This window comes from Paenibacillus sp. EZ-K15, from assembly GCF_002573715.1.
In the GTDB taxonomy this organism is placed as follows: Bacteria; Bacillota; Bacilli; order Paenibacillales; family Paenibacillaceae; genus Paenibacillus_AQ.
On the sequence record NZ_PDHM01000017.1, the window covers coordinates 262,948 to 286,784 of the forward strand.

A 23,837-nucleotide genomic window follows, 5' to 3' on the forward strand; every position below is an offset into this window, starting at 1 on the left:
TTTCACAATAAATTATGGGCTTATTCTATAAATGCAAACAATTGCTGACGGTTTCTATTTTCACTCCATGTTGCCACGCGCATGATCAATGATCTTTTTTTATATGTTTGGGCGAGCCATCGAGTCCATAAAATTCATCATAGGCGTCGAAGATCTTTCGAGCCACCGGTGCAGCACTCTGCGAACCAAAGCCACCTTCAGGTATGACGACAGCTACTGCAAGTTTCGGTTTTTCACGTGGGGCGAAAGCAATGAAAACACCGTTCTCTAGTCTTTTTCTTTGACCATTCACATAGATATCTTGCTCCGATGTACCTGTTTTTCGCGCAAAATCATATTTGAAATCTTCAAAAGCCCGAAGCCCTTGTGTATTCATCCCAGCTATCACTTCCTCCCAAAATTGCTCAGGGAATACTACTTTATTTAATATTTCGCGCTCGTATTTCTTAATGACTTGACCACTCTGATCTTCGATCTTGCTGGCAAGCTGAGGCTTTATACGCACACCGCGATTCGCTAGTGTACTTGCATATTGTGCCAATTGAAGGGTTGTATATTTACCCGATTGACCGAATGAAGCATACGCCATGGCCGCCAAATAACTGCCTGCTTGTTCAATATTTTCATATTCAACGATTCCAACATGCTCATAAGGCAACCCGGATTGAGTTGAAACACCTAAGCCAAAATCCTTCATATATTTGTCCCATACCTCAATAGATTTAGATCCATATTTCGTATGCAGCCTTTCCCCGATCCAATCGACCATAAAAGCATTAGAGGAATTCTCAATGGCTTTTCTTGCATTTAACGCCCCGAATACTTTCCCCCCGGAGTTCCGAACCCTGGAATTATCCTTTCCAAAAAAAGCAGCCCCCTGATCGATATAATAATCATTAGGACCAAACAATTGTTCATTAAGGCCAATCAATACCGTTAACGGCTTGACGGTAGAACCCAGGAGCACTAGTGATTCTAATTTGTTACCGGATCGACCAGAGGCATATGGTGAAATCGTTCCGTTCCCGTAGTGGCTCAATACGGTGTTCCAATCATCTGAACCCTGTTCCCACACATTCGGATCATAGTCAGGTATGCTGGCCATAGCTACAACATTGCCTGTATTCACTTCCAAGGCAACTGCATAACCGGTTTGGGCTTCACCGTGCAACTTTCCGGAAACCGGATGAGTACGAAGCCATTTCAGTTGATCGACGATTGCCTGCTGTGCAGCAACCTGGATATCCTTATGAATGGTAGTATGAATATTGTAGCCTTTCTCGGGGGGAATCATGGCAGGCACGCCGTCAGCCATGTTTCTCGGATTTATGGGGATACTCATGTAGCCGTTCTTTCCGCGTAACTCCTCCTGAAACATCATCTCCAAACCGTCTACGCCGACTTTCTCCCGCTCCGTATAGACAAGCCCAGAATCCTTCTGAGTCTTGTTCTTGGCATCCATCTCTTTATATTTCTCGATTTCCTTGCTTCCCCGAAATTCCTTCAAGTAGCCAATCGCCTGGACTGCTACTTTATCAGGGTCGTATTGCCGCCGGCTTTCTTCTACAACCTCTATACCAGGGTATTTACTTTTATGCTCCATGAAATAAGCGACTTCCCTGGACGAAAGTTCTGCCTTAATCCGACGCGGTTCATAACCAAGCTGCATTTTATAATCAAGGTCCATCGCTTTCATCACTTCTTCGATCGTCAGCTTGTCTGCTTTGGGATCACCGAATTGATTAATGACTGTAACTATTTCTTTCGCCAGCTTTTCAATCTCTGGCCGATTCTTCATCCCTCTATCAGATGAACTGTAATCTTTGAGGAGCGTAATATACAATGCCTGCGATGATGTAGAATAAGCAAGCGGAGTTCCCGAAGCATCGATAACGCTGCCCCTGACCGGCAAAAGCGGGATATTTTTGACCTGGCCGCTAGTTTCCAGTTCTTTAAGTTCGGGTCCTTCTACGAATTGAAGAACCGCCAGCCTTATAATTAAGGTGCAAAATATAAAAAACGTGCTGAAATAGAATAGATTTACTCTCAAGTTGGATGTAGTCTCTGTATCTGCACCATTCTTTTTAAAACGAGTTCGTGTAATTTCTTTCAACCTTCGATTCATATCTTCTTCAAGTCATACGATCTGAACAGCAATTTAATTTATATACACTCTTTCAACCCGTTCTCCGATTCCACTGAGTACTTCATTGGTCACCGTACCGGAACGGCGAGCGATTTGCCCTGCTGTGATCGTCTCCTTTCCATCTTGTCCGATGAGTGTGACCGTATCTCCCGCCTGAACGCCTTCAATATGAGTGACATCGATCATCATTTGGTCCATGCATATGTTGCCGACAATATCCGCTTTTCTCCCCCTGACCAAGACGAATCCGTCTTGCTCGAATAATGCCCTTGAAATGCCGTCAGCATATCCAATGGACACTACCGCAATTCGGCTTGTCTGATTCGGTATATAATTCCGCCCATATCCGACGGGGGTCTCTGCTTGAATTGTCTTGACTTGAGCAACATTTGCCTTCAAGGAGAGAACGGGACGCAGGTGAATCTTTACATTGGGCCGATCATCTTCATTGGAAAGCAGGCCGTACAGAGCAATACCCGGACGCGCCAGACTGTAGCCATTATCGGGATAGTTCAAAATGCCATAGCTGCTTTGAATATGAAGCATGCCGGGGTCAAGACCTGCCTTCCTTATCTGCTCAATCACTTGATGGTAGCGGTCGATTTGCTGCTTAGTGTAGAGAATATCCTCTTCCTTCTGGCTGTCGGACATCGATAGATGACTGTAAATACCGGTTACTTGCAAATTCGACTGCTTGTACATATTGCAGATAGGTTCGAAGTGGTCATAGAGTACCCCAAGACGGCTCATCCCCGTATCAATTTTGATATGAACATTCATCTTGTTGCCATACTTTCGTCCATACTGGTTAAGCTCTTCCGCATAATCAACACTCACCACTGTCTGTGTCAGTCGATATCGTACCAAATCGCTGAAGGCTTCAGGTGGTGTATATCCCAATACCAAAATCTCAACGAAAACGCCTTGTTTTCGTAACGCAATCCCCTCCGAATAAGCCGCCACCGCAAAATATCCCACGCCTTCGCCAGCAAGAAATTTGGCCACCTCGGGCCCACCATGCCCATAAGCATTTGCTTTCACAACCGCCATCATATCGCAAGTATCAGGAAGAACGCGTTTCAATTCTTTCAGATTATGTCTTAAGTGGTTTAGATTGATCTCCGCCCAGGCTCTTGGCCTGCTGACCGGTAGTGTGCTGCTTCGACCCATTTCTTTTACGATGGCCGCCATGATTTTGAGCTGATCGATTACACCGAAGCTGTTTCTAGATGCCAACATATCCACTGCCTTTTTCATGAAATACCGTAACTATAAATCCGTCTACGTTGTTACCTGATAGTTGATATCGTTCACACTTCGTGATTGGTATCTTTGTCATAGCTGCTTGCGCTGGCACGGAATAAATTTCGATCATAGAGTTTTCATACTCGAAATAGAGATGCTCTTTTCTAAGCGGAAATGGTTTTAACCACGAAATATACTCCTCAAAGCATAGTCCTTGTTGCTCAATAATGACCGCGTGCGGGAATCCGACATATCGAAAATGCCAGGGTTCCTCTGCAATATTAGTAATCTGCTCTTTGCCCTCCTTGTACCGCTGGATAAACCCATATTTCGATGCAAGCTGCTTAAATGTCCCGCAAACACCATGATCAGGAAAGGACGGACTAATATAATCGATGATGCCGTCGTTATACCCTACATCGACTGCGAGTCCCGTCTGATGCTCACTCTCATTGGGGCGGGCAACATAATTGGCTGTAAACAATGCCCCTCTTTCCAGTAATGAACTTTGATAAAGCGCTCGCTGCTCTATGCTGGAGCGATAACCGCTAACGGCCACAATTTGCTCCAACCCATGGCATGCATGCAATAATGCGGTCAACTGCTGCAGACAGATTTGCTCTAGGTACATCTTTTGCTGCTCCGTCTCAATTGCTTGAATGTGCTTAACCGGAAGCAGATTCAGCTCTTGCGGAACCATCTTAACAGGATGCTCGCGATTTACTAGAATGAGATGTCCACGATGCACGGCTGCCCGATCAAGTTCAATTTCTGCAGTCTGTTCCAAATAAGGCCTGCGGATACCATGCCAGATGTTCATGTTCTCCATAAGTCTCAAACCTCCCCAACGGCGAGCTGTAGCAGTTGGTCAAGAATATCCGCATAAGTCAAGCCGCTGGCTTGGAGCATGCTCGGATAGCGGGAGTTCGACGTGAAACCCGGTATCGTGTTGACCTCGTTAAACACAATCCTTCCGTCAGGGGTAAGGAACATGTCTATCCGCGCAAACCCGCTGCAGCCAAGCGTTTTATATATAGCCAGCGCAGTTTCTTTGACTTTGTTTGCCGTGTCCTTATCGATGCGGGCAGGCAAGTGAATCTTCGAACTGTGCAAGGAGTACTTTTCCGAATAATCAAAAAATCCTCCCTCTAGTTCAATCTCATCAATCGCGCCGATTATAGGATCAGAATTGCCTAGAATGGCACAGCCCACTTCGAATCCGTTTATATTTTGCTCAATGACGACTTTACTGTCGTGTGTAAAGGCAAAGGCTGTCCCTGCTGCCAACTCTTTCATGTCATGCACCTTCGTAATGCCTAGTGAAGACCCGGACCTCGCCGGCTTGACAAAAAGCGGGAACCCCAGCTCTTCTGCTGCTGCCAATACCTTTTCCATACTTCCACCCCTATAGACCGTCAAGGAACGTGGCGTGTCCATACCTGCAGCCTGAACCAATGTGTGGGCCAACTCCTTGTCCATACATAATGCGGATGACAGCATGTCACATCCAACAAATGGTATACCCGCCAGTTCCAATAATCCCTGCAAGGTTCCGTCCTCACCGTATTTGCCGTGAAGCACCGGAAGTACAACATCAATCGGCGTCACATGATATTCTGTATGAACAAGCTCAATGAGCCCTTTGATTTCCCGGCTAGGCGAGAAAAAGGAAGGGATACAACTCGGATGCGCATGCCAGCGGTCATTGCGAATATCCTCAAGATTTCCACTATATCTAAGCCATGATCCTTCCTGTGTAATTCCGATTAATACAAGATTATATTTTTCAATATCCAAATGTCCGATCACTGCAGCAGCTGAGCTTAAAGATACCTCATACTCGCCGGAACAACCGCCAAACAATACCGCAACCGTCTTCTTCTCCATGTAAAAGCCTCCTAAACTGTGATAAAAAAACAAAAAAACGACTCCTTTTCCCCACCCTTAAAGTGAGTAAGAATAGTAGAAACTTCGTTCTGTTTTTAACCTCAATCATGGTCATACTGTTAGTTTGAATGGAAGAATTTAAGGAAAGTGTAAGGGAAAATAAATTTTTTCTTAAGGTCTGAGGAGTTGCCTTCGCTCTTCATTTTGCTATTCTGAAAAGAAGCCAGATCAGATCCGGGTTTATCCGATGAAATTCGAGGGGGTGCTTTTTCGTGACAATCAGAGGACAAAAATTTAAAGACTATTCGTATAAGATTAAGACAGGGGAAATACGCGAGAAAATATCGAGAATTGGGTGAGTTCGGACTGGTGGATTAGCGGGGATGACGAGATGAATACATCGATCAAGTAGGCAAGTACAGCGATTCAAGCGGGAGAATGAAATGCTAAAAAAGTGCTTGGAATCCGGATACAGGAGATGAAACACAAAGAAATGCAACGTTTGAGAGAGCTTCGAAGGTGTATCCCGTTCGTCTTCTCTCGATCGTTCTGGCCGGCTGCGGTCGTTTTTTTAATTAATTAAAGGGCCGATCTTTATGGGATGGCCCTTTCTGTAAACATGGCTGTACAGTATATTCCAATGTTTCTAACGGGCTTTAACAACTGGAACCCATAACTCAACTTCTTTTTCTTCTATCATCAACTGTTTTTCTATACCTATAGTACTCACTCACCGAGTTTTTCGCATGATCGTATAATACTCTAAACATACATAATACCTGTTTTCCCTTGGTGAGTTGAGAAATTACTTGTGCTTTCACGGACATATCTTTTCCGCGAATCTCAAGGAAGGTTGGTTCCATGCAAGCCCACCCGAGTCTTTCATCATTCAATGAATCGAAATCCTGTTTTTTCACTGCTGCTAATGTCATTAAATCACTCCTTTTTTGACTTTCATGAATGTAAATTAGAGCCCCCGTAGAAAACCAGGCCTTCCGGTATGTATCGCAACCGGTTCCGAAGGTTCTCCCCGGGGGCTTTTTTTCAGCCTTCGAGCAGCGTAATCAGTTTTTGCAGGAGAACAGGCTCTTCCTTTTGGAACTCATCGAACCGGAGCCTCAGCCGTTCAAACATTTCTTTATCTTCGCGAATTTCATGACGAATATACTGATCTCTCAGCTTCATCGCCCTTTTGGTGATATCCTTGTAGCCAGCCACAAGCTCTTCATCATACGGGATGATCCCCTCATCCACCAAGTATCCGATCCGCTCGCTCATCATCTTTTTGTGCTCCCAGAGCACATGAAGGTGTCTTACATCGTTACGATCACCGAGCCGGGAATCGTTGCCCTCTACGGCATCATAGTACAGCCGCAAATAATCGTATACCTTGATTCCAAAAGCTTCCTCGTTGTCCGAATTGTAATTGATCCGGTTTAGATGAGTTTCTCCGTTTAAATAATCGCGCAGCTGGTCAATCGCGGCTGTTTTATCAAAAGGATATGGAGAATGCGGCTCATATTTATAAAAGTACGTATGATGGTCGGCCGTGAGCTTCTCCTTTAGAAGATGCCTCATGGACTGAACGGCCTCCTGGAACTCCCGGAACGGGATCTGCAAATTGCGGTAAACTCCCGTATGATCGAACATCGACGCATAGAAGACACTCTCGTCCCAATCGAAACCGTATAGAAAAAGATGATGAGGGAACGGCTCCTTCTGATAGGAGGCCGCGGGCGATAGCCTGGCTTCGTCCAAAAACACAACGCAATAATAGCCGTTTTGGATCTGATCCGCGAAAAATTTCGGCCAGGCGTCCAATGCCAAACTCTCCAGAATCGTATAATTGACCGAGCAGGTGAGAAGAAACGGGTTGTTGAAATTCAGTTCGTTGGGCTTGCCCCGAAAAAAATCGACATAATACTGCCTGCTGTCCTCCAGAAAGTTTTTTTTGCAGAACAATTGGATAAAATTGCTGTAATACCAAGGCATCGTTTCTTCGTGGATGCTGGTGATCGAGAGTGTGTAAGCCCACCGCAAAAATCCTTTAAGCGGCGGATTCACCACCGGAAGCTGAAACGCGTTCATCTGATTCTCCCCTTTCTGACAAGTGATCCGGAATCCTGACCAGCAGTGTTCCTGCGATTGAGCCCGACCCATCTACTCTCCTTCCTCATGCATGGATGCAAGTTTGGCATTCAGCCCCACCAAACTGCTGGCTTAACTGCTCGCGCTGCTGTATCCTTTTACGGCCTGTTTCCAGAGCAGCCGTACAGCTGCGAAGAGCAGAAGCGAAGCGGCCAGCGCCAGTCCCACATGAAGCCAGTTGAGCTGCTCAAGCAGAAACATCGGTCCGAAATTGGTAATGAGGAATAGAGGAATAACAAAGGTCCCGATCCGTCGGACCCAGGCCGGGTAAATAGCCATAGGGAAATTGTTGGCGTCCCAAATGGAATGCGCGATCTCTGATACAGAGCCCGTCTGGACGAACCAGAATGACAGCAGCGCCGGGATGATCATCAGGCAGTATGTGATGACAACAGAGACGAGCAGCAGCAGGGCAAACCCTGCAAACTGCAGGAGCGTCAGTGGAATATCCATGGCATGCCAGCCGATACCGACCATGACGAACCCAACCAGAATATCGGGGATCGGCAGCGCCAAATCGACGTAACGCAAGGAAGCCATGAACTGAAGGGATACCGGCTTCGTCAGCATTAAATCAAGCGAACCGTCCTTAATATATTCCGGAATTTTCATGAAATTTGTAAAAAACAGGCCGACATAAATTCCGGTCACCACCGTATGCATGCCTATAAATAGAAGCAGCCCTTCGGGCGGTATGCCATCTACATGAAGATCGGTGCGGAACACGACGAGCACATATAACAGCTTGGCGAGCAGGTAGACGGATTCGACCAGCAGGCTCATCATAAAATTGCCCCGAAACTCCATTTGAGCGATGAGGCAATTTTTGATGAATAAACCGTACAGCCGCATGTATTTCCTCGCGATTTTTAACATACGCAACATCCGTTACCCCCCTACTGCCGAATATTTCTTCATGGAAACGTGCCACGTCAGGCGGGATAGCCAAAAGAACAGTAGAATCCACCCACACTGGATGAGCAGCCCTTGGTACATAACCGCTGCTTCCGCTTTGCCGCTGAGGATATTGACCGGAAAATAAATCGTATATGGGAATGGCGTGTACTGAAGTGCCTTCACAACCGACTCCCCGAAAATCTCGAGCGGAAACATGCCTCCGCTCAAAATATTGACGAGCAGACTTGTAATGACAAAAAAATACGAGATCTCATGCAGATAAAAAGCACTCGCGCAGATGCAGTAGGCGATCAGGAAATTGAGCAAAAGCGCCCCCGATAGCGTGACCGCGAACAGAATCAGGCGTATAGCCTGGAGCTCGAGCACGCCACCAGCAGATGCGAACCCAATAATCCCGATGAGCAGTAAAGCTGTAATCCCGTAATAGATCGCCTTCTGGCCGAAAAAAGATACCAGCCGATACCCGAAATAGCTGATCGGTTTGATCAAATACTTGTTAAGACCACCGTTTTTGATATCGTCGGCAATCTGGTGCTCGAACTGGGTAGCGATCAGCTTGGACACCAATCCCGCCAAGATCGTATACAATATAATTTGACCGTACGAATACGAGAACAGCGCATCCTGACCGGAATGCCGGTACACCGCCGTCCAGATGAAATACTGGACAAGAATCGGAAACGTGGCCCCCAGAAGACCAAGAAAGAAGTGAAAACGGTATTCCATCGAATGCTGGACGCCCATTGAAAAAACAGCCCTATACAATTTGCCTCTGTTCATCCGACGGATTCCTTGCGGTAGAGCATCGAAATACTTTCCTCGATCGCCACGTCCTCTATTGTCCAGTCCACGATCGGAAACGAGTCGAGCACGGCACGCGACACTTCCTTCAAGCGGTACTTAGGCAGCTCCAAAACTGCGTTGTAGTCGTCTGCGCTGACTATTTTTCCGAATTTGGCCACCCGCTGCTCAGCAACGGGTTCGGAGAATTGCAGCCTTATCACTTTGTTCTCGCCAAAAAGATCGTTGATTTTATGAAGATCACCGTCATACAGAATACTGCCTTCATTAATGATGATCGTCCGCTTGCACAGATCCTCCACATCCTTCATGTAGTGGCTCGTCAGCAGAATCGTCGCGCCGAATTGTTCATTGTAGTATTTCAGAAACTCCCTGACCTTCTTCTGGGAAGGGAAATCGAGGCCGATCGTCGGCTCATCGAGATAAAGCAGCTTAGGGCGGTGGATCAGAGCGGCGATGAGCTCCATCTTCATCCGCTCCCCCAGGGATAACCGACGCACCTGCACGTCCAGAAGGTCCTGCACATCGAGCATTTCCGATAACTCGGCAAGACTCCGGCGGTAGAGATCATCGTCCACGTCATAAATACATTTGTTCAAATAAATCGACTCGCTGGCGGGAAGGTCCCACCAAAGCTGGTTTTTCTGACCCATCACAATGGAGAATAGCCGCTTGAACTCGTTCTTTCGCTCCCACGGGACATAGCCGAGTACATCGGCCTCTCCACTCGTGGGATATAGAATGCCCGATAACATCTTGAGCGTCGTAGTCTTGCCCGCCCCGTTGGGCCCGAGAAAACCAACGCACTCGCCGGGACCGATATCGAAGGAAACGGATTTAACCGCTTCCTTCACCAGTGACTTGCGAGCAAACAAATTTTTCAATGAATTTTTGAGTCCTGCTTCTTTCCGGTAATACACAAACGATTTGTGCAGCTCCCGCACACGGATATAGTCCATCTCCGCTCCTCCCAAACGTTTGCCTGATCTGCCTGAATGAACGGCATAAAGTTTAAACGCTTAAACTCCATTGTTATAAAGCAGCACACATTTCGAGCAAATCGGCATCAGACCGCAGGCCAGAACCTCGCGCTGTTTGCGAAGATCTTCGCCGTGGAAAATATCCGCCACGCTATCTTCGTACAAATTGCCGACACTGAATTCCGGGAAAAATTTGCACGGATTCACTTTGCCGTCCGGCATCACGTCCATCCGGTTCGAGATCGAGAAGCACTTCGTCCGGTTCATGGCCGGCTTCTCGCTTCCCCGGATAAACCCTTCCACCTCTTCGGGCTCCAGCGCGGGCTGATAGCGGATACGTACATTCCATACGCGCGAATTGACGCGTTTCAGCTCTTCGATCAATGTATCAAAATTATCCGGCGAGATATGAAACGTGAAGGAGTGCCAGCTGTTCTTGTGATCGTCCGCAAAGCGGGAAGCAAGGTGAGGGAAATGGGCATCAAAATAGGTGTCCATTTTCTCCGCCGTACCGGAAGGGATGTACCAAGGGAAGCAGAAGTACACGGAATCTACGCCCATCTCTTCAAAGTATTCCATAAAGCTGTAAAGCTTGCCGACCATCTGGTCATTTACTGTCAGAGCTACAGATACTTTGCCTTTATACAAGCCCTGCTTTTGCAGATCCAGCAGGAGTTGTATGGCGTGGATCACTTTCTTGAATGTGCCTTTGCCTCTTATTGCGTCATTCTCTTTCTCGAAGCCTTCCAGGCTGACCAGCATGACCAGATTTTCCGACATTTTCAGAATAGAATCCAGCTTCTGTTCAATGAGAATCGCATTCGTACAAATGGTCGTATACCGGTCTTCTTTGGCCAGCAGCTCCGCCAGTTCATCGAACTTGGAGTAGAACAGCGGCTCCCCGCCCCACAGGAACACGCGCGATTTGCGTTCTCTCGTTTCGGCAAGAAGTTTCTCCACGACAGGAATCTCGATTTCGTCGTTCTTTACTTCTTTTGCAAAGCCATGATGGAAGCCTTCCGGATTCCATTCGAAGCAATGCTTGCAGCGCAGATTGCATCCGTTATTGAGTTTGATCCCAATCTCATAAGGCACAGGGGCCGCATAAGTCGGGTCCTCTTTGAGCTTCCTTCCCGTTTCCGCTAGCGGTACCAGGGTTCTTTTCATATTACGGAACGTCAGTTGGTCAAAGGTAACTGCTGTTTTCGGCTGCATAGGTGTTCCTCCCATAATGGTTGATTTTTGATCGCTGCTCCAGCAAACGTCTGCAAATCTCCTCTAGCATAGGTTTCGAAAAATCCTGAGCTTTCCATTCCCCAAACCGGATACCGAAACCACAGGATTCCCAATAGGCTGAATTATGAAGTTCATGGTCGCCAAACGGTTCCAGCATGACAAAAGGGATTCCGAACGCCAGCGAGTCGTTCAGGGTCGCTCCCCCCGGCTTGCTGATGATTGCAACGCAATTTCGCATGAGGTCCGTGTAAGCAGAGTAATCCCCGAGTGGAAACTCCCGGAGAACGCCGTCTTCACGGACATAACGGACCATCGGCGGAAATGTGTGCCGTCCCCGCGCATCCCTGCTCCACGGATCCCAGAAGGCCTCCGTTCCGAAGTAGCGCGTAACCCCGTCGTCCTCCTCCACCTCGGAGGGATCGTAAACGATCACATCAAGGCTGTATCCGAGCTTACGAAGTTCTGAGATCGTTCCGGCATAGGTCCCGATCCCCCAGCCGCCGCCATGGATCAAAATGCGTCCGGTACGCTGCGCGTATGGCAGAGGCTCCACTTCGTCCGAAGCAAGGTAACTGCGCGGCGACAGCTTTGAGGGCTCGTAGAACCAGATGTTGTCGTAGCCTAAATATAATTGCTTGTGTACCTTATAAGACGGCGTATCACTCGCATCCAACCGAATCAGCCGGATGTCCAGCGGGATGCCGGCAGCTGCCTTATAACGCTCCAGGATTGGCAGCCAGAAGCCGGTAAAGACGGCAAAGCGGGAGACACCGGCCTGTCTCCAGTCGTCCAGCATTCTCCGAACCGCTTCCTCGTCCAGGGAAGAGTCAACGGGCTTGGCCAGCTTATGGCCCATACGGGCAACGGAGAAATCCGCATGGAATGCTTTTTTGGTAGAGCGTATCTTGTGCCGTACTTCCTCGTGATACAAGTTCTCCAGAACATGAACCTCTGTTCCGATACCTTTGCCTTGCAGGTACGTATGCAGATGCATAGCCGGAATGTATGCGCCAAGCGAATTGCCCGACGCCAGCAAGGTGACCGAAGATGAATACATGCGCAGCCTCCGAGTTCCAGATTTAGTTGTACACTTTAACGGATAAGTCGGCGAGCATCTGACGCAGGCTTTTGACCAATTCACTGCGATGTTCGTCGTCACGCCCCAGCACGGCTGCATACAGCCGTCCCTTCGGTATCCCCCGTTTGTTCTGTGTTCCTTCGGCGATACGGCGCCGTGTTAGAATCTCGTTCACCATGACGGTATTGGATGATAAAGGAACGATCCCGTAAACCCCGGGTGCTGTCAACAGAAGACCGGATTCGCGCAGAGACTGCAGGAGTTTCCCGAATGTGAAGCCTTCCGGAAGACCGAGAGAGAAGAACGTAAGCCAGCCGGTAAGGCCGTATGGTTCCCACCATTTATCGAGATACGCGTTAATCAGTCCCATGGACTTGCGGGCGTTGATCTCCACGATGGATACGACTTCTCCGTCCTCCAGGATCATGGAGTCGAAGCAGACAAAGCCGTGGTAGCCGTCCTCAGCCAGGGTCCGGAGCGCTTTCTCTATCACGGTAAAATAGCCGGCGTTCTCCAGCATGTCGTTAAAATCTTCATCGGCTTGGATAGACCCGCTGTAATTTTGCTGGTGATTCATCATCCGCTGAACGGAGATGAACTCCTTCTCACCGTTCTCCTGGATAAACCAGTGAGAACTGAAGTCGGTCACTTTCGGCAGCAGGGGCTCCAGCAGGAATTGAACGCGCAATCCACTCCCCTCCTGTTTATACAGGTGCTCCGCTATCCTTCGCTGCATAGCTCCGCTGTCAATGAGCAGGTTACCTTTGCCCGAAACACCGAATGGATCTTTCAGCAAATACGGTCCCCGCCTCAAAAGCGTAGTTCCAATTGCCTCTATTTCCGCAGCGCTGTTTGCCTCCATCCCGTAGCGCTTCTCGCCAATTCTAGCAAGGAGTCTGCTCGAGTATATCTTGGAATTGACACGTACAACCGTCTCCATGTCCGGTAAAGGACCAAACGGTCCGGCGGTACGGAGGTAAGTTTCCGTTTCTGCCGTAATAGCGTACGGTGATAGAATGTTTGTGGCGTTGGTGAGCAACGCTTCATCCGGTGATTGTGTTTGGCGCAAACCGTTTGCGGCATATGAGGAAGAGATCGATCCCGGCAAGAGTGCACCCTCCGAATAACCGGCACCGGCCGTCTGCAGCACCCTGTTTGCCGTTATAGGATTTTGGGCTTGTTCGGCTGCAAGGCTGAACATGCACCGCTTAAAAACGTCTGATCCTGGTAAAGGTTTATGCTCATCGTTCAAATCATAGTGATAACGGGACTGAAAAGAAAAACCCAGCCCGTTCAGGTATTCGTGCAGCGCCGGATCGATTTTGCAACGACTGTAAAGGACATCGTCCGGTCCGCAAAATGGAAATAGCAGCTCGTCCATGCAGAGGACAATCGATTCCCGGTCCTTATCGGGCATAGCGGGCAGCCGGGCCAGATCCGGATCCCTCCAACGTGTTTCGGGATCGAAAGTACCCATCACGATTTTCGGAATCACGCCGGCTTCATTGCTTGACATCTTCGTATAGGGGCTGCTCCTGCGATTGGCAGCTTTTCAGAAAAGTGATAAATGAGTCGATCGACTGGAGATGTTCGTAATCGAATTGGTCATAGTCAATAACCACGTTTAACTGATCTTCGACTTTGAGCATAAACTGGATCATTTGCAGAGAATCGAGGCCTATATCGTTGTTTAGATCCGTATCGGGGGACAGGTTTTGGCGGAGTTCCGGTTGGTCTTCTTTGATAGAGCACAAAATGTCTACGATTTTATCGTACATGACTACACTCCTTTAGTGGGTTAATATACGAGGTACAACCCAATCTTTACGTTTAGAAATTCCATTTCGAACAAAAACTCCTAAAACACATTCCCTCCTTTTACCATAGTTACAATTATTATCTTCCTGGTGTTAAAATCTGTCAACAATAAATATAACATGATTCGATAGAGCGAAAATTGTCAAAAACTACGCCCAGTTGGTATTAGAAAAATAAAGAATGGATCAGAGTCTCGATAACCACGGCTTCATCGACGTAGATATTCTTGTCTCACGACAAAAGGAGCTGTAACCTCTAAAGGTCACTAGCTCCTTATATTCATGACGTGGCCATATTCTTTATGGTTCCTGCGCAACCGGAAACCAGCCTGGGACACATCGTATAAGCTTCCACACTTCATTCGGTATGTCGATTCTCTGCTGATCCTTTTTTTCTGCTGATCCTTTAACGAATGGGGCGTTCGGATATTCATCCTCGCTTGTTATAACTGGAGAAACATCCCATGGCAGACGGACGTACTAGATCTGAAGCCGCTGTGGTCCAGGCTTGAAGCATTAATCCGATGTGGCTTCTTGTTCTTTTGGCAGCGGCAAACCCGCTTCAAGCAATCGCTTGTTGCGAGCGAAGAACACCGTAAGTACGAACATAAACAGTCCGGTACCGATCAGCAGCCATTCGATTTTAACCACATCAGCAAGCGGGCCGAATATCAACATCCCGATGGGCATCATCGAAGTCGAGATCATCCCGAAGACACCGAATATACGTCCCAGATAATTTTCGTCCACCTTCTCCTGCAGCATGACGGTCGTCGGCGTATTAAATATGGGCATCGCTACTCCAAATACAGCCATGATGACTAAGTAAATCCAAAATACAGGTACAATGCCGAGCGCAAAAGTAGACACGGCCATGATGAAGCTGGCTATAGCCATCGTGTACACTTTATTTTTGAACCCGCCCCATGAAGCAATGATCCCTCCTCCTGCCATCATGCCGACTGAAAACGCGATTTCGATTGCCGTTAAGCGCCATACATCGTCACCGAAGCTGCGGGTAACCTGCAGCGGAGTCAGAAAGGCAGCAGGTGCCATGAGCACAAAGAAAAATGCGAAGAAGATAAAAAAGGATTTTAAAAAGGCATGCTGTTTTTATATACACCAAGCCCTCCTTGAAGTCGTCCAGGTAGCCTGTACTTTGCGTATCAGATGCCTTTTTGTGCAGCGGAATTTTGAGAAAAACAAACAAGGTAAAGATCGCGATCGCAGCCGTAACGACGTCGATAAAAAAAATCACTTCGATCGTTGCCATGGTAAGCAAAGCAGCGCTGACAATAGGCGCTACGAACATGGTGAGTGCTTGCAGGCTGCCGTTAATTCCGTTAACTTTCGTTAGCTTCTCTTGCGGCACAATTTGAGGTAATATCGCCCCGACCGCTGGTGTCTGAATGCCTGCCCCGAGTGCGCGTACGGCAGAAATGACAAACAGCAGCCAAACTGCTTGGTAGCCAAGCAGAAACGTAATGGCCAAAATTAACGTAACCACCGCGATCATAGCATCCGCAATCATAATGAGCGATTTACGATTGAAGCGGTCCGCCCATACGCCCGCAAACGGCGACAGCAAAAACGTCGGAATGAATCCGCAAATAATATACAGCGTCATCATCATGCCTGACTGCGTAGTTAGCGTGATGTACCACATGATGGCATATTGCACCAAGGCAGAACCAAACAGTGAGAGTGTCTGGCTGCTTAAGAAGAGAATGATATTCCTTTTCCAATGGATTTTCTTATCATCTTCGGCTTCTGACATCATCCCACCCTTTCGTGTATTATCTCACGCGATTTATACTCATTTTAACTTAAAACCTCATGTGACATTTCTTCTTAATTGCTCATTTTACGTCCATCAGAACGGCGGCCGATCCAATGATCTATGTTCCGATCCTTTGATTACAATTCTTGTGTGTCTCTTTGGACTGTGTAGGCGAACATGAAATTTCCGATATCTCCTATGCTCGTTTGGAGCGCATCGCCTTTACTTGAGTAATGCCTTTATCGTTCATGATTTTTATATAATCGTCTGACTCTACAGCATAGATCGCGACTTTTCCTTGAGCGTTATGATGAATACCCCAGCCATAGCGCTTGCCCAATGATGAGGTCCGCAGGCAAGGCTGCCCTTTGGAGAAAAACTTCTCGCGAGCGGATACCCTATCATTTTCCGAGATATGATTGCGCGCGGCAAACACTTCAAATAACACATCCTCTTGCGTGTACTGGTAGGGATGGTTCGATATCATTTCATACTGAATAACCGGTATGGTCTTAGACTCACCTTTAGCCTTCCGAATTATAGCCGCGCTAGCAGGGCAGTCTTCGGCAACTTGAATAAAGGTATTGTAATAATTCATATCTTTCATATTATAAGAATAACCTCCCGTTCATTTTTAGTTCTCTCGTCAGTCCCTTTCCATATGAACATAATATCCTCATTTTCTTTGCAGAGATAGTGGTTTTCTGAGGACAACAACTTACGTCGTAACATAAAGTTCTCCCGTCTACATTGCATACTGTTCTCCTTACTAGAGATAACTTTTTGGATTGTAATATAATTATTGTAGCGCCATTTCTCGGGTGTATCGGTCGGTCAAAGTTACATGAATTCGACCATAGGGTACATCTCCATGATGCGCGCCATTATATAAGACTCATAGATACACGACATGTTTCTTGTATCGCTATTATCCTTTCCAATTTATCTACTTTTGGACACATTAATATAATCTGAATATTTATCGCCAGGTACGAAAATATTTAAAATATAGAGAAACCCTTATGGGAAACCAATGATGCTTTGGGGGCATTTTACGAGATAGAAGCTGTTAGACTAACTCCATGCGGACCGTGATTCCGCTATTTGTAAGCAAAGGGGCTAAATATAAGGTTAAGCGGACACAGATTCCGCTATTGCCTGGCATATCACCCTAAAAACAGGAAAAAGCCGAAAATAACGGATTCTGTGTCCGCGAATACTTGAATTTGGCACATTTATTCGGAAATAGCGGATCTCCTGTCCGCATACATCAGTTGGGCACCGTATACACCTGTTGCACGCTGCATACATCAGTGCACGCCGCATATATCAGACGCACACCGCATACATCAGTGCACGCCGCATACATCAGGGCAAACCGCATGCATCAGTGCACACTGCCCATCAATTGTCCGACGTTTGCATTTATTGAATAGGTGTTGTCATTACCAGCTCTTTCGTGGAGTTTTTCGCGCTTATCCATTCTGTTCAGGTTGAGCCTCATGCAACTCTTCATTGTGGGCCTATATCCGGCACGTTGTATTTGCCCGTTATATGAAAAACAAACTCCAAAACGGCTGGAAGAAGGGACCCGTCGATTGACAGGTCCCTTCTTCGCTGTGCATGCCTATATCTCACGAGAAACTTAATCGATTCCAAGAAAAAAAGTATGAGTGAACGTCCTCTTGATGCTTACGCCAGGTTTATGCTTCGTATCGAGTCCATATTCACTTTCGGTTTACGATCGATCGTCAGCAAGCCGTTCACTTCCTGCTGTACGTCCGTAATTTGCGTATAGCAGAATCCGCTCACGTAGGGTAAGTTTTTAATCGCTTGCGTAATTCCCTCGTATCGCTTCAAAAATTCCTCCTCGTTGCGAACCTGATTGCCGTAACCCCAACCCTCTTCGCTTGTAAAGGCGATGCCGCCATATTCGCTGATGATCACAGGCTGGCCTCGATAGCCATAACCCTGTGCGAATGGATAACGATGCTTGTTATGCGCAAATTCGTTGCCTAACAGCGCGTCTTTGTCCCGATATCGCTCTTCCAGCATAGCGCCTATCTCTTCATAATCGTGGAGTGTGATGATATCCGAAACCGTATGCTCCCAGCCATCGTTCACGATGACCGGCCGCATCTGGTCGAATGCCTTGGTCAAATGATAGATCGATTCGGTAAATTGCTGCTGCTTGCGGTCGGTGGCTATGTCTGTTATCCCCCAGGACTCGTTGAACGGTACCCATGCGATAATGGAAGGATGATTGTAATGCTGCCGGACGACAGCCATCCACTCATTCGTGAATCGCTCCACCGCATCGTCCCCGAATTCGTAGGTCGACGGCATTTCCGACCATACCAGCAGCCCTTTGCGGTCGCACCAATATAAGTAACGGGGATCCTCCAGCTTCTGATGCTTGCGCACGCCGTTAAAGCCGAGGGCAAGCGTTTTGTCGATGTCTTCCAGCAGCGCTTCCTCCGACGGAGGCGTCAGATGCGTATCGTTCCAATAGCCCTGGTCCAGCAGCAGTCTCTGATAGATCGGCGTATGATTCAATATAATTTGATCGCCTACGATCCGGATGCTCCGCATGCCGAAATAGGAATAGACTGTGTCGATGGGATTACCGTTTTGTTTCAGGATCATCTCGACGTCATATAAATTCGGATGGTTCGGGTGCCATGGCTTGATCTTCCATTCGCCCACGGCCTCGTTAACAACGCTCACATCAACTGCTACGGTGCCTCGCTCTACGCTCGTTTCCGTCGACCGGATCAGCTTACCGTCAAACCGGATGATGGTCTGCAGGGTCAATCCATCATAATCATGCCCGGAATTGCCGAGTTCGTAATGGAAGTTCGCTGCCCCGCGCTCAAGCTCCGGGGTTATTTTCACCCGGTTGATATGAATCGGATTCACGTACTCCATCCATACGGTCTGCCATATCCCCGTCGTCTGCACGTACCAGCAGCCGAAGTTGTCCTTCATCCATCGCTGCTTGCCGCGCGGTTGGGTACAGCTGTTGCTGTCCACGGCTCGAACGGTAATCCTGTTCTCTCGGCCAAGCTCGACCGCTTCGGTAATGTCGAAGGAAAAGGCTGCGTATCCTCCCTCATGCGTACCGATTTTGTGGCCGTTGACCCACAGGGTCGCCGAGTAATCGACCGCTTGAAAATGCAGCAAGACACGTTTGCCTGCTTCCTTAGCAGGTATGGCAACCATCTTCTCATACCATACGCAAGGATGGAACGATTCATCTGCTATACCGCTTGCTTTCGTCTCGAACGCGAAGGGGACCGTAATTTTGCGGTCGGCTTCAAGACGGTCGTACCACTTGCCACCTTCCCCTTCCCATGCGTCGTCGAACCGGAAATCCCATTCCCCGTTCAGATTTTCCCAGTTTTCACGTACCAATTGCGGTCTGGGATAGTCTTTAATATATTTGTGCGAGCTAGACATTATGTTCCACTCTCCATCTTCTGTAAGTTTATCGTATCTATTTCGTACCTATGGATTCCACCGTTAAGTCGCCGAGTTCGATCTGCTCCGCATGAACCGATCGCAGGCCTACTCTCCCCTGCATGAATGCCTGGGGATCATCATATGTCAGGATCGGCTCTTCCCCGCCCTGTAGATATACGCGAATCGTGCCTCGAACCGCCTCAATTCGCAAGCTTGCCGGCTCGTTTGGTTCCAGCGAAACCTTGACGCTATGCAGCAATTCGGAATCGTAATTATGCTTGTACAGCTCAAGCTTCGTCGCGCTGACCGCAAGGAAATATCCCATCAGCGAATCGCTCACTTGATCCCGGAAATCCGACTCGTTAGTCACTCGGAAGAGCACGCCCGCCTGACCGGACGGATCGTCGCCAAGCTTTACGGTCGTTCGGATGCGATAGTCGGTCCAAAGTGTGCTTCCTCCATACATCTTGGCATCGGAATCGGCAGCGCCTGCAAAACCGCCGGTGGTTTCGATCCACTGGCCGTGGACATCCTCGGAGCTTGTTTGTTCCAGAAGATGCTCCAACTTGAACGTTTGCTCGTCGACCAGCTCGAAGTCCATTGTTTTCCATTCCATCTTTTGGTCGCTGTCTAATTGAATGGCAAGGCTATGTAATCCCTTTTCAAGCTTTAGGGATCCAACCCGAATTTTAACCCAGGGTTCGCTACCGGAGTAATGGCTTCCGTCGACTTTATAGTTCCCGGCTTTCTTATCGTCCACGAGCAGCTTGAAGGATGCCGGCCCCGCTCCGGCCTTGACCGTTAGGTCCAGCGCATACGTGGCGGATTCCGACACGTTCACCGCATAACGCAACCAGTCGCCTTTTTCCGTCAGCGATGCCGAGTAGCTCCCATCCTCTGCCACCTGGATCGCCGTACCGTCAGAACTACGCCATGCGCCTGCTGCCGATGGATGGCGGACCGAGAATCCTCTGCCTTCATTGCTTAAGTAATGTACCGCCTCAATGCTGCCCGGAAGCGGTTTGGCCGTTTCGAAGTCACTGCTGCCGGAAGCGTGATTCGAGAATGCCGTATACGAAAAGCTCGGCTCGCCGGTTTCGTATCGATAACCGATTTTGCCTGGTCCAAACGGTTCCGCTGATTGATCAAGCTTCAGAGTGCCGTCCAGGTAAACCCGCAGCCGATCTTCTCCGCGCTCGACGCGAATCGTGTGCAGCTTGGACCAATCCGTGTCTTCGGCAATCTCCGCCGTTGCAAGCACATCGCGCGTTCCGCCCTCCATCCTGCCCACGGATATCCGGTTTCGCTCGGGCTCGATTTCGGCGAATCCGTATTGATTCGCTTCCTGATACGCGAACAACGCCGCGACGCGAGCCTTCGATGGGACCACGTTGTATTCGGCCGTATACCTTCGATCCGTGCTCTCCTTGCTCATGATTTGTGCCATTCCTCCAGAATTCACTGCTTCCCACCGGCTTTGATCGATGGCGGCTGCATCCAGCCTATCGGCAAAGACCGGCCCTCCCGGAACGGGCTGATCGTAATTTGTAGGCCCCAGAATCTCCATCTTGTCTCCGTTGAAGACCAGCCTGTCGATGTTCATGCGACGGACAGGCGGGCCTTCTTGCGATCTTCCCGTCAAGTTATGATATAAGAGATAATAGGAATCCAGATCGGGTCCCAATACGGTCGAGCTGTGGCCGAGCCCGTAGAACTCCGGCTTGGTACTGATCACAAGCGGGTTGTTGACCGGAACGGTATACGGACCGAGCGGCGAATCATGGGACACGGCATAGTGAATGCGATAGCCTTTGCTGAACACGTGATTGCCGGTATACGTCATGTAATAGGTTCCGTTTCGTTTGATAATCATGGACCCTTCCGTCCAATGTCCCAGATAGGGCCCTGGGATCGTCTGACCCACTCCGAATTCGGCAGGTCCATCCATCGGAACGCCGACAATGCCCGACGAACCCGCATGGGTAAACAGCCAGGAGCCGTCATCGTCGATAAACACCGAGCCGTCGATACTCATCCCGACGTTCTCGGAGATCCGTTCGAACGGGCCTGTCGGCGATTCGCTGCGAAACACATAATGCCCCCTTCCTGCCGGAGACGTATAGAGATAGAACCAGCCGTTCCAGTAAATCACTTCAGGTGCGTAGGCGCCGGTCGATACGGGATCCTCCGTCACCAGACCCGCATACCTCCAATCGACCAGATTGTCCGATATCCACGCCTTGATGCCCGTCCGGTGATCCTTCGTGCTGACATACAGATAATAGCGGCCGTCATGCCGCAGTACATACGGATCCCCGTTGCCGTAATCCTCCCATTCTTCCTCTAGGGAAGGAAAAGGATTGGCGTACATCTTTTCGTTGTAAATGTCCAAATCGACCGCCTCCGGTTTCGTTCTTGAATCGCATCCTGACAATGCCAATCCGGCCAGTAATCCTAACGTGCCAAGACAACAAACGATCTTCGACAGGCGCGGCATACTTATCGGCACATGCCTCACCCCTTGATTCCGCTGATTGCCATCGACTCGATAAAGTATCTTTGGCAGAAAAAGAACACGATGATTACCGGCACCATGGCGATGATAGCAGCGGCCATGATCATCGGATAGTCCGACTGGCCAATGTACATAGCCTGCATTGAGGCGATCAGCACTTGAATCGTTTGCTTCTCGGGCGTGTGCAAGTAAATCAGCGGACCAAGAAAATCGTTCCAGATGCCCATAAAGCCAAGTGCGGCCTGGGCGGCGAGCGCCGGCTTCATGATCGGCAGCGCGATTTTGAAGAATATGCCCGGAAAGCTGCAGCCGTCGATCTTCGCCGCTTCGATCAATTCCGTCGGCATCGCGCTTTGCAAATATTGCCTGATAAAAAAGATGACAACGATATTGCCGAACAGGCCGGGCACGATGAGCGGCAGCAGTGTGTCCACCCAATCCAACCTGGAAAATCCGATATACTGCGGTATCATAACGACCGAATACGGAATCATCATCGTTCCGAGCAAACCCATGAACAGCATGCCTTTGTAAGGAAATTCGAATTTACCGAACGCATAGGCAGACATCGCGGATACCAGCATCCCAATCGTTAGGACGATCACCACGATGATCAAGCTGTTCATGAATCCGTGTAGCAAGGGCGACTCCAGCCAGACTTTTGCGTAGTTATCGAACGTTAACGGATCGGGAATCCACTGTGGCGGAATTTCAAATACGTTTCGCCGATCCTTTAATGAAGTCGAGATGGTCCATATGAACGGTGCGATCATAAAGATCGAACCGCATAGCAACAGCAGCAGCGACCAGAGGTCCGTCATTTTTTCCCGTTTCACAGATTTCCCCCCTAGTCTTGGTAAACCCATCGATTGGAAAGCTTAAATTGAATGAGCGTAACGATAAAGATGAGAATGCCCAGTACCCAGGCCACCGCGCTGGCATAGCCCATATTGAAGTACTCGAACGCGTGCTGGAAAATGTAATAGACGACCGTGGCACCGCTGTATTCCGGCCCGCCATCCACCGCAAGCACGTAAATTTGGCTGAATGACTGGAACGCGCCAATGATGCCCATGACGATGACGAAAAAATGGATCGGCGTGAGCAGCGGGATCGTAATTCGCGTCAGCTTGTGCCATGCACCGGCACCATCGATTTCCGCAGCTTCATAATACGTTGAGGAGATCGATTGCAGTCCTGCAAGGTACAGCACCATGTTCCCGCCGATGCCGCTCCACAGCCCGATCAGGATGAGCGAAGGCTTCACCCACTCCGGCTTGCCCAGCCAGTTAGGCCCGGTGATACCGAACGTTTCCCACAGGAAGTTGTTGAGCAATCCGTAATCCTGATTCAATATCCACTGCCACAGCAGTGATACCGCGATAATCGGCGATATGACCGGAAGATAATAAATCGTCCGCATGAACGAGATGCCGGCGAATTTGCGGTTCATCAAAATGGCCAGCAGCATCGAGAGGATCATGCCAAGTGGAATGCCGATCATCAAATAGATCGTATTGTACAACGATTTGAACACTTTCTCGTCTTTCAACAGATCCTTATAGTTTGCGAGCCCCGACCACTGTGGATCGGTAAGCATATCCCACTTATGAAAGCTGATATAGATCGAGAACAATATCGGCACAAGGCCGAACAAAAGAACCCCGAGAACCGGCGGAGCCACAAACAGATACAACCACGCCAGTTCTCTTCTGCGATACCCGCCAAGCTTGGTACCCATATTCCATTCCACCTTCGCCTGTATTCGTTATGACAGGATGTCCGTACGGCGGGAGGCGCCGATATGGATGGCTGACGCCCCCT

General features: G+C 48.7%; 18 protein-coding genes and 1 pseudogene. All 19 read right to left on the minus strand.

What is annotated here, in order from left to right; all coding sequences use genetic code 11:
* Positions 1 to 85 precede the first annotated feature (85 nt).
* Positions 86 to 2,113 (minus strand): peptidoglycan D,D-transpeptidase FtsI family protein, encoded by a 2,028-nt coding sequence (locus tag CRG97_RS17820; RefSeq protein WP_481856208.1) that lies wholly within the window; start codon positions 2,111 to 2,113, stop codon positions 86 to 88.
* A gap of 45 nt (positions 2,114 to 2,158) precedes the next feature.
* Complete coding sequence (gene vanT / locus CRG97_RS17825; protein WP_237566471.1) at positions 2,159 to 3,385, minus strand: serine racemase VanT catalytic subunit; 1,227 nt, start codon at positions 3,383 to 3,385, stop codon at positions 2,159 to 2,161.
* Complete coding sequence (locus CRG97_RS17830; protein ID WP_237566472.1) at positions 3,372 to 4,220, minus strand: D-alanyl-D-alanine carboxypeptidase family protein; 849 nt, start codon at positions 4,218 to 4,220, stop codon at positions 3,372 to 3,374. Before CRG97_RS17830 ends, vanT begins: the two co-directional genes overlap by 14 nt.
* A 5-nt stretch (positions 4,221 to 4,225) precedes the next feature.
* A complete protein-coding gene (gene vanG, locus CRG97_RS17835; RefSeq protein ID WP_098745837.1) occupies positions 4,226 to 5,278 on the minus strand; it encodes a D-alanine--D-serine ligase VanG in 1,053 nt (350 codons plus the stop codon).
* Positions 5,279 to 5,955: 677 nt separating this feature from the next.
* Positions 5,956 to 6,210 carry a hypothetical protein gene (locus CRG97_RS17840; protein WP_098745840.1) on the minus strand — a complete coding sequence of 85 codons (255 nt, stop codon included), beginning with the start codon at positions 6,208 to 6,210 and terminating at the stop codon, positions 5,956 to 5,958.
* Between the two features lie 112 nt (positions 6,211 to 6,322).
* Complete coding sequence (locus CRG97_RS17845; protein ID WP_098746672.1) at positions 6,323 to 7,366, minus strand: hypothetical protein; 1,044 nt, start codon at positions 7,364 to 7,366, stop codon at positions 6,323 to 6,325.
* Between the two features lie 132 nt (positions 7,367 to 7,498).
* Positions 7,499 to 8,311: an ABC transporter permease gene (locus tag CRG97_RS17850; protein WP_237566473.1), complete on the minus strand. Its 813-nt coding sequence runs from the start codon at positions 8,309 to 8,311 to the stop codon at positions 7,499 to 7,501.
* A 3-nt stretch (positions 8,312 to 8,314) separates the two neighbouring features.
* On the minus strand, positions 8,315 to 9,124 hold the full coding sequence (locus CRG97_RS17855; RefSeq protein ID WP_098745842.1) for an ABC transporter permease: 810 nt from the start codon (positions 9,122 to 9,124) through the stop codon (positions 8,315 to 8,317).
* On the minus strand, positions 9,121 to 10,104 hold the full coding sequence (locus CRG97_RS17860; protein ID WP_098745845.1) for an ABC transporter ATP-binding protein: 984 nt from the start codon (positions 10,102 to 10,104) through the stop codon (positions 9,121 to 9,123). The genes CRG97_RS17855 and CRG97_RS17860 overlap by 4 nt, the downstream gene beginning before the upstream one ends.
* Before the next feature lie 60 nt (positions 10,105 to 10,164).
* Positions 10,165 to 11,340, minus strand: a complete 1,176-nt coding sequence (locus tag CRG97_RS17865) for a radical SAM protein (protein WP_076321628.1) — start codon at positions 11,338 to 11,340, stop codon at positions 10,165 to 10,167.
* On the minus strand, positions 11,312 to 12,418 hold the full coding sequence (locus CRG97_RS17870; protein ID WP_098745848.1) for a glycosyltransferase family protein: 1,107 nt from the start codon (positions 12,416 to 12,418) through the stop codon (positions 11,312 to 11,314). The genes CRG97_RS17865 and CRG97_RS17870 overlap by 29 nt, the downstream gene beginning before the upstream one ends.
* A 22-nt stretch (positions 12,419 to 12,440) precedes the next feature.
* Positions 12,441 to 13,955: an ATP-grasp domain-containing protein gene (locus CRG97_RS17875; RefSeq protein WP_098745851.1), complete on the minus strand. Its 1,515-nt coding sequence runs from the start codon at positions 13,953 to 13,955 to the stop codon at positions 12,441 to 12,443.
* Positions 13,942 to 14,217, minus strand: coding sequence for an acyl carrier protein (locus CRG97_RS17880; protein ID WP_098745853.1), 276 nt, complete (start codon positions 14,215 to 14,217; stop codon positions 13,942 to 13,944). Before CRG97_RS17880 ends, CRG97_RS17875 begins: the two co-directional genes overlap by 14 nt.
* A gap of 555 nt (positions 14,218 to 14,772) precedes the next feature.
* Positions 14,773 to 16,033 (minus strand): annotated as a pseudogene (locus tag CRG97_RS17885) (MFS transporter).
* Positions 16,034 to 16,232: 199 nt separating this feature from the next.
* On the minus strand, positions 16,233 to 16,643 hold the full coding sequence (locus tag CRG97_RS17890; RefSeq protein WP_098745855.1) for a DUF6157 family protein: 411 nt from the start codon (positions 16,641 to 16,643) through the stop codon (positions 16,233 to 16,235).
* Positions 16,644 to 17,728: 1,085 nt separating this feature from the next.
* Positions 17,729 to 19,495, minus strand: a complete 1,767-nt coding sequence (locus CRG97_RS17895) for a glycoside hydrolase family 2 protein (RefSeq protein WP_098745858.1) — start codon at positions 19,493 to 19,495, stop codon at positions 17,729 to 17,731.
* A gap of 37 nt (positions 19,496 to 19,532) precedes the next feature.
* Complete coding sequence (locus CRG97_RS17900; protein WP_237566474.1) at positions 19,533 to 22,007, minus strand: family 43 glycosylhydrolase; 2,475 nt, start codon at positions 22,005 to 22,007, stop codon at positions 19,533 to 19,535.
* A gap of 5 nt (positions 22,008 to 22,012) precedes the next feature.
* Complete coding sequence (locus CRG97_RS17905) at positions 22,013 to 22,849, minus strand: carbohydrate ABC transporter permease (RefSeq protein WP_098745865.1); 837 nt, start codon at positions 22,847 to 22,849, stop codon at positions 22,013 to 22,015.
* A gap of 11 nt (positions 22,850 to 22,860) precedes the next feature.
* Positions 22,861 to 23,754, minus strand: coding sequence for a carbohydrate ABC transporter permease (locus CRG97_RS17910; RefSeq protein ID WP_098745868.1), 894 nt, complete (start codon positions 23,752 to 23,754; stop codon positions 22,861 to 22,863).
* Between the last annotated feature and the right edge of the window lie 83 nt (positions 23,755 to 23,837).

Coding starts and splice junctions, on each gene's coding strand:
- vanT (WP_237566471.1), bottom strand. CDS start 3,385: ATGTTGGCATCTAGAAACAGCTTCGGTGTAATCGATCAGCTCAAAATC.
- CRG97_RS17830 (WP_237566472.1), bottom strand. CDS start 4,220: ATGGAGAACATGAACATCTGGCATGGTATCCGCAGGCCTTATTTGGAA.
- vanG (WP_098745837.1), bottom strand. CDS start 5,278: ATGGAGAAGAAGACGGTTGCGGTATTGTTTGGCGGTTGTTCCGGCGAG.
- CRG97_RS17840 (WP_098745840.1), bottom strand. CDS start 6,210: ATGACATTAGCAGCAGTGAAAAAACAGGATTTCGATTCATTGAATGAT.
- CRG97_RS17845 (WP_098746672.1), bottom strand. CDS start 7,366: ATGAACGCGTTTCAGCTTCCGGTGGTGAATCCGCCGCTTAAAGGATTT.
- CRG97_RS17850 (WP_237566473.1), bottom strand. CDS start 8,311: ATGTTGCGTATGTTAAAAATCGCGAGGAAATACATGCGGCTGTACGGT.
- CRG97_RS17855 (WP_098745842.1), bottom strand. CDS start 9,124: ATGAACAGAGGCAAATTGTATAGGGCTGTTTTTTCAATGGGCGTCCAG.
- CRG97_RS17860 (WP_098745845.1), bottom strand. CDS start 10,104: ATGGACTATATCCGTGTGCGGGAGCTGCACAAATCGTTTGTGTATTAC.
- CRG97_RS17865 (WP_076321628.1), bottom strand. CDS start 11,340: ATGCAGCCGAAAACAGCAGTTACCTTTGACCAACTGACGTTCCGTAAT.
- CRG97_RS17870 (WP_098745848.1), bottom strand. CDS start 12,418: ATGTATTCATCTTCGGTCACCTTGCTGGCGTCGGGCAATTCGCTTGGC.
- CRG97_RS17875 (WP_098745851.1), bottom strand. CDS start 13,955: ATGTCAAGCAATGAAGCCGGCGTGATTCCGAAAATCGTGATGGGTACT.
- CRG97_RS17880 (WP_098745853.1), bottom strand. CDS start 14,217: ATGTACGATAAAATCGTAGACATTTTGTGCTCTATCAAAGAAGACCAA.
- CRG97_RS17890 (WP_098745855.1), bottom strand. CDS start 16,643: ATGAAAGATATGAATTATTACAATACCTTTATTCAAGTTGCCGAAGAC.
- CRG97_RS17895 (WP_098745858.1), bottom strand. CDS start 19,495: ATGTCTAGCTCGCACAAATATATTAAAGACTATCCCAGACCGCAATTG.
- CRG97_RS17910 (WP_098745868.1), bottom strand. CDS start 23,754: ATGGGTACCAAGCTTGGCGGGTATCGCAGAAGAGAACTGGCGTGGTTG.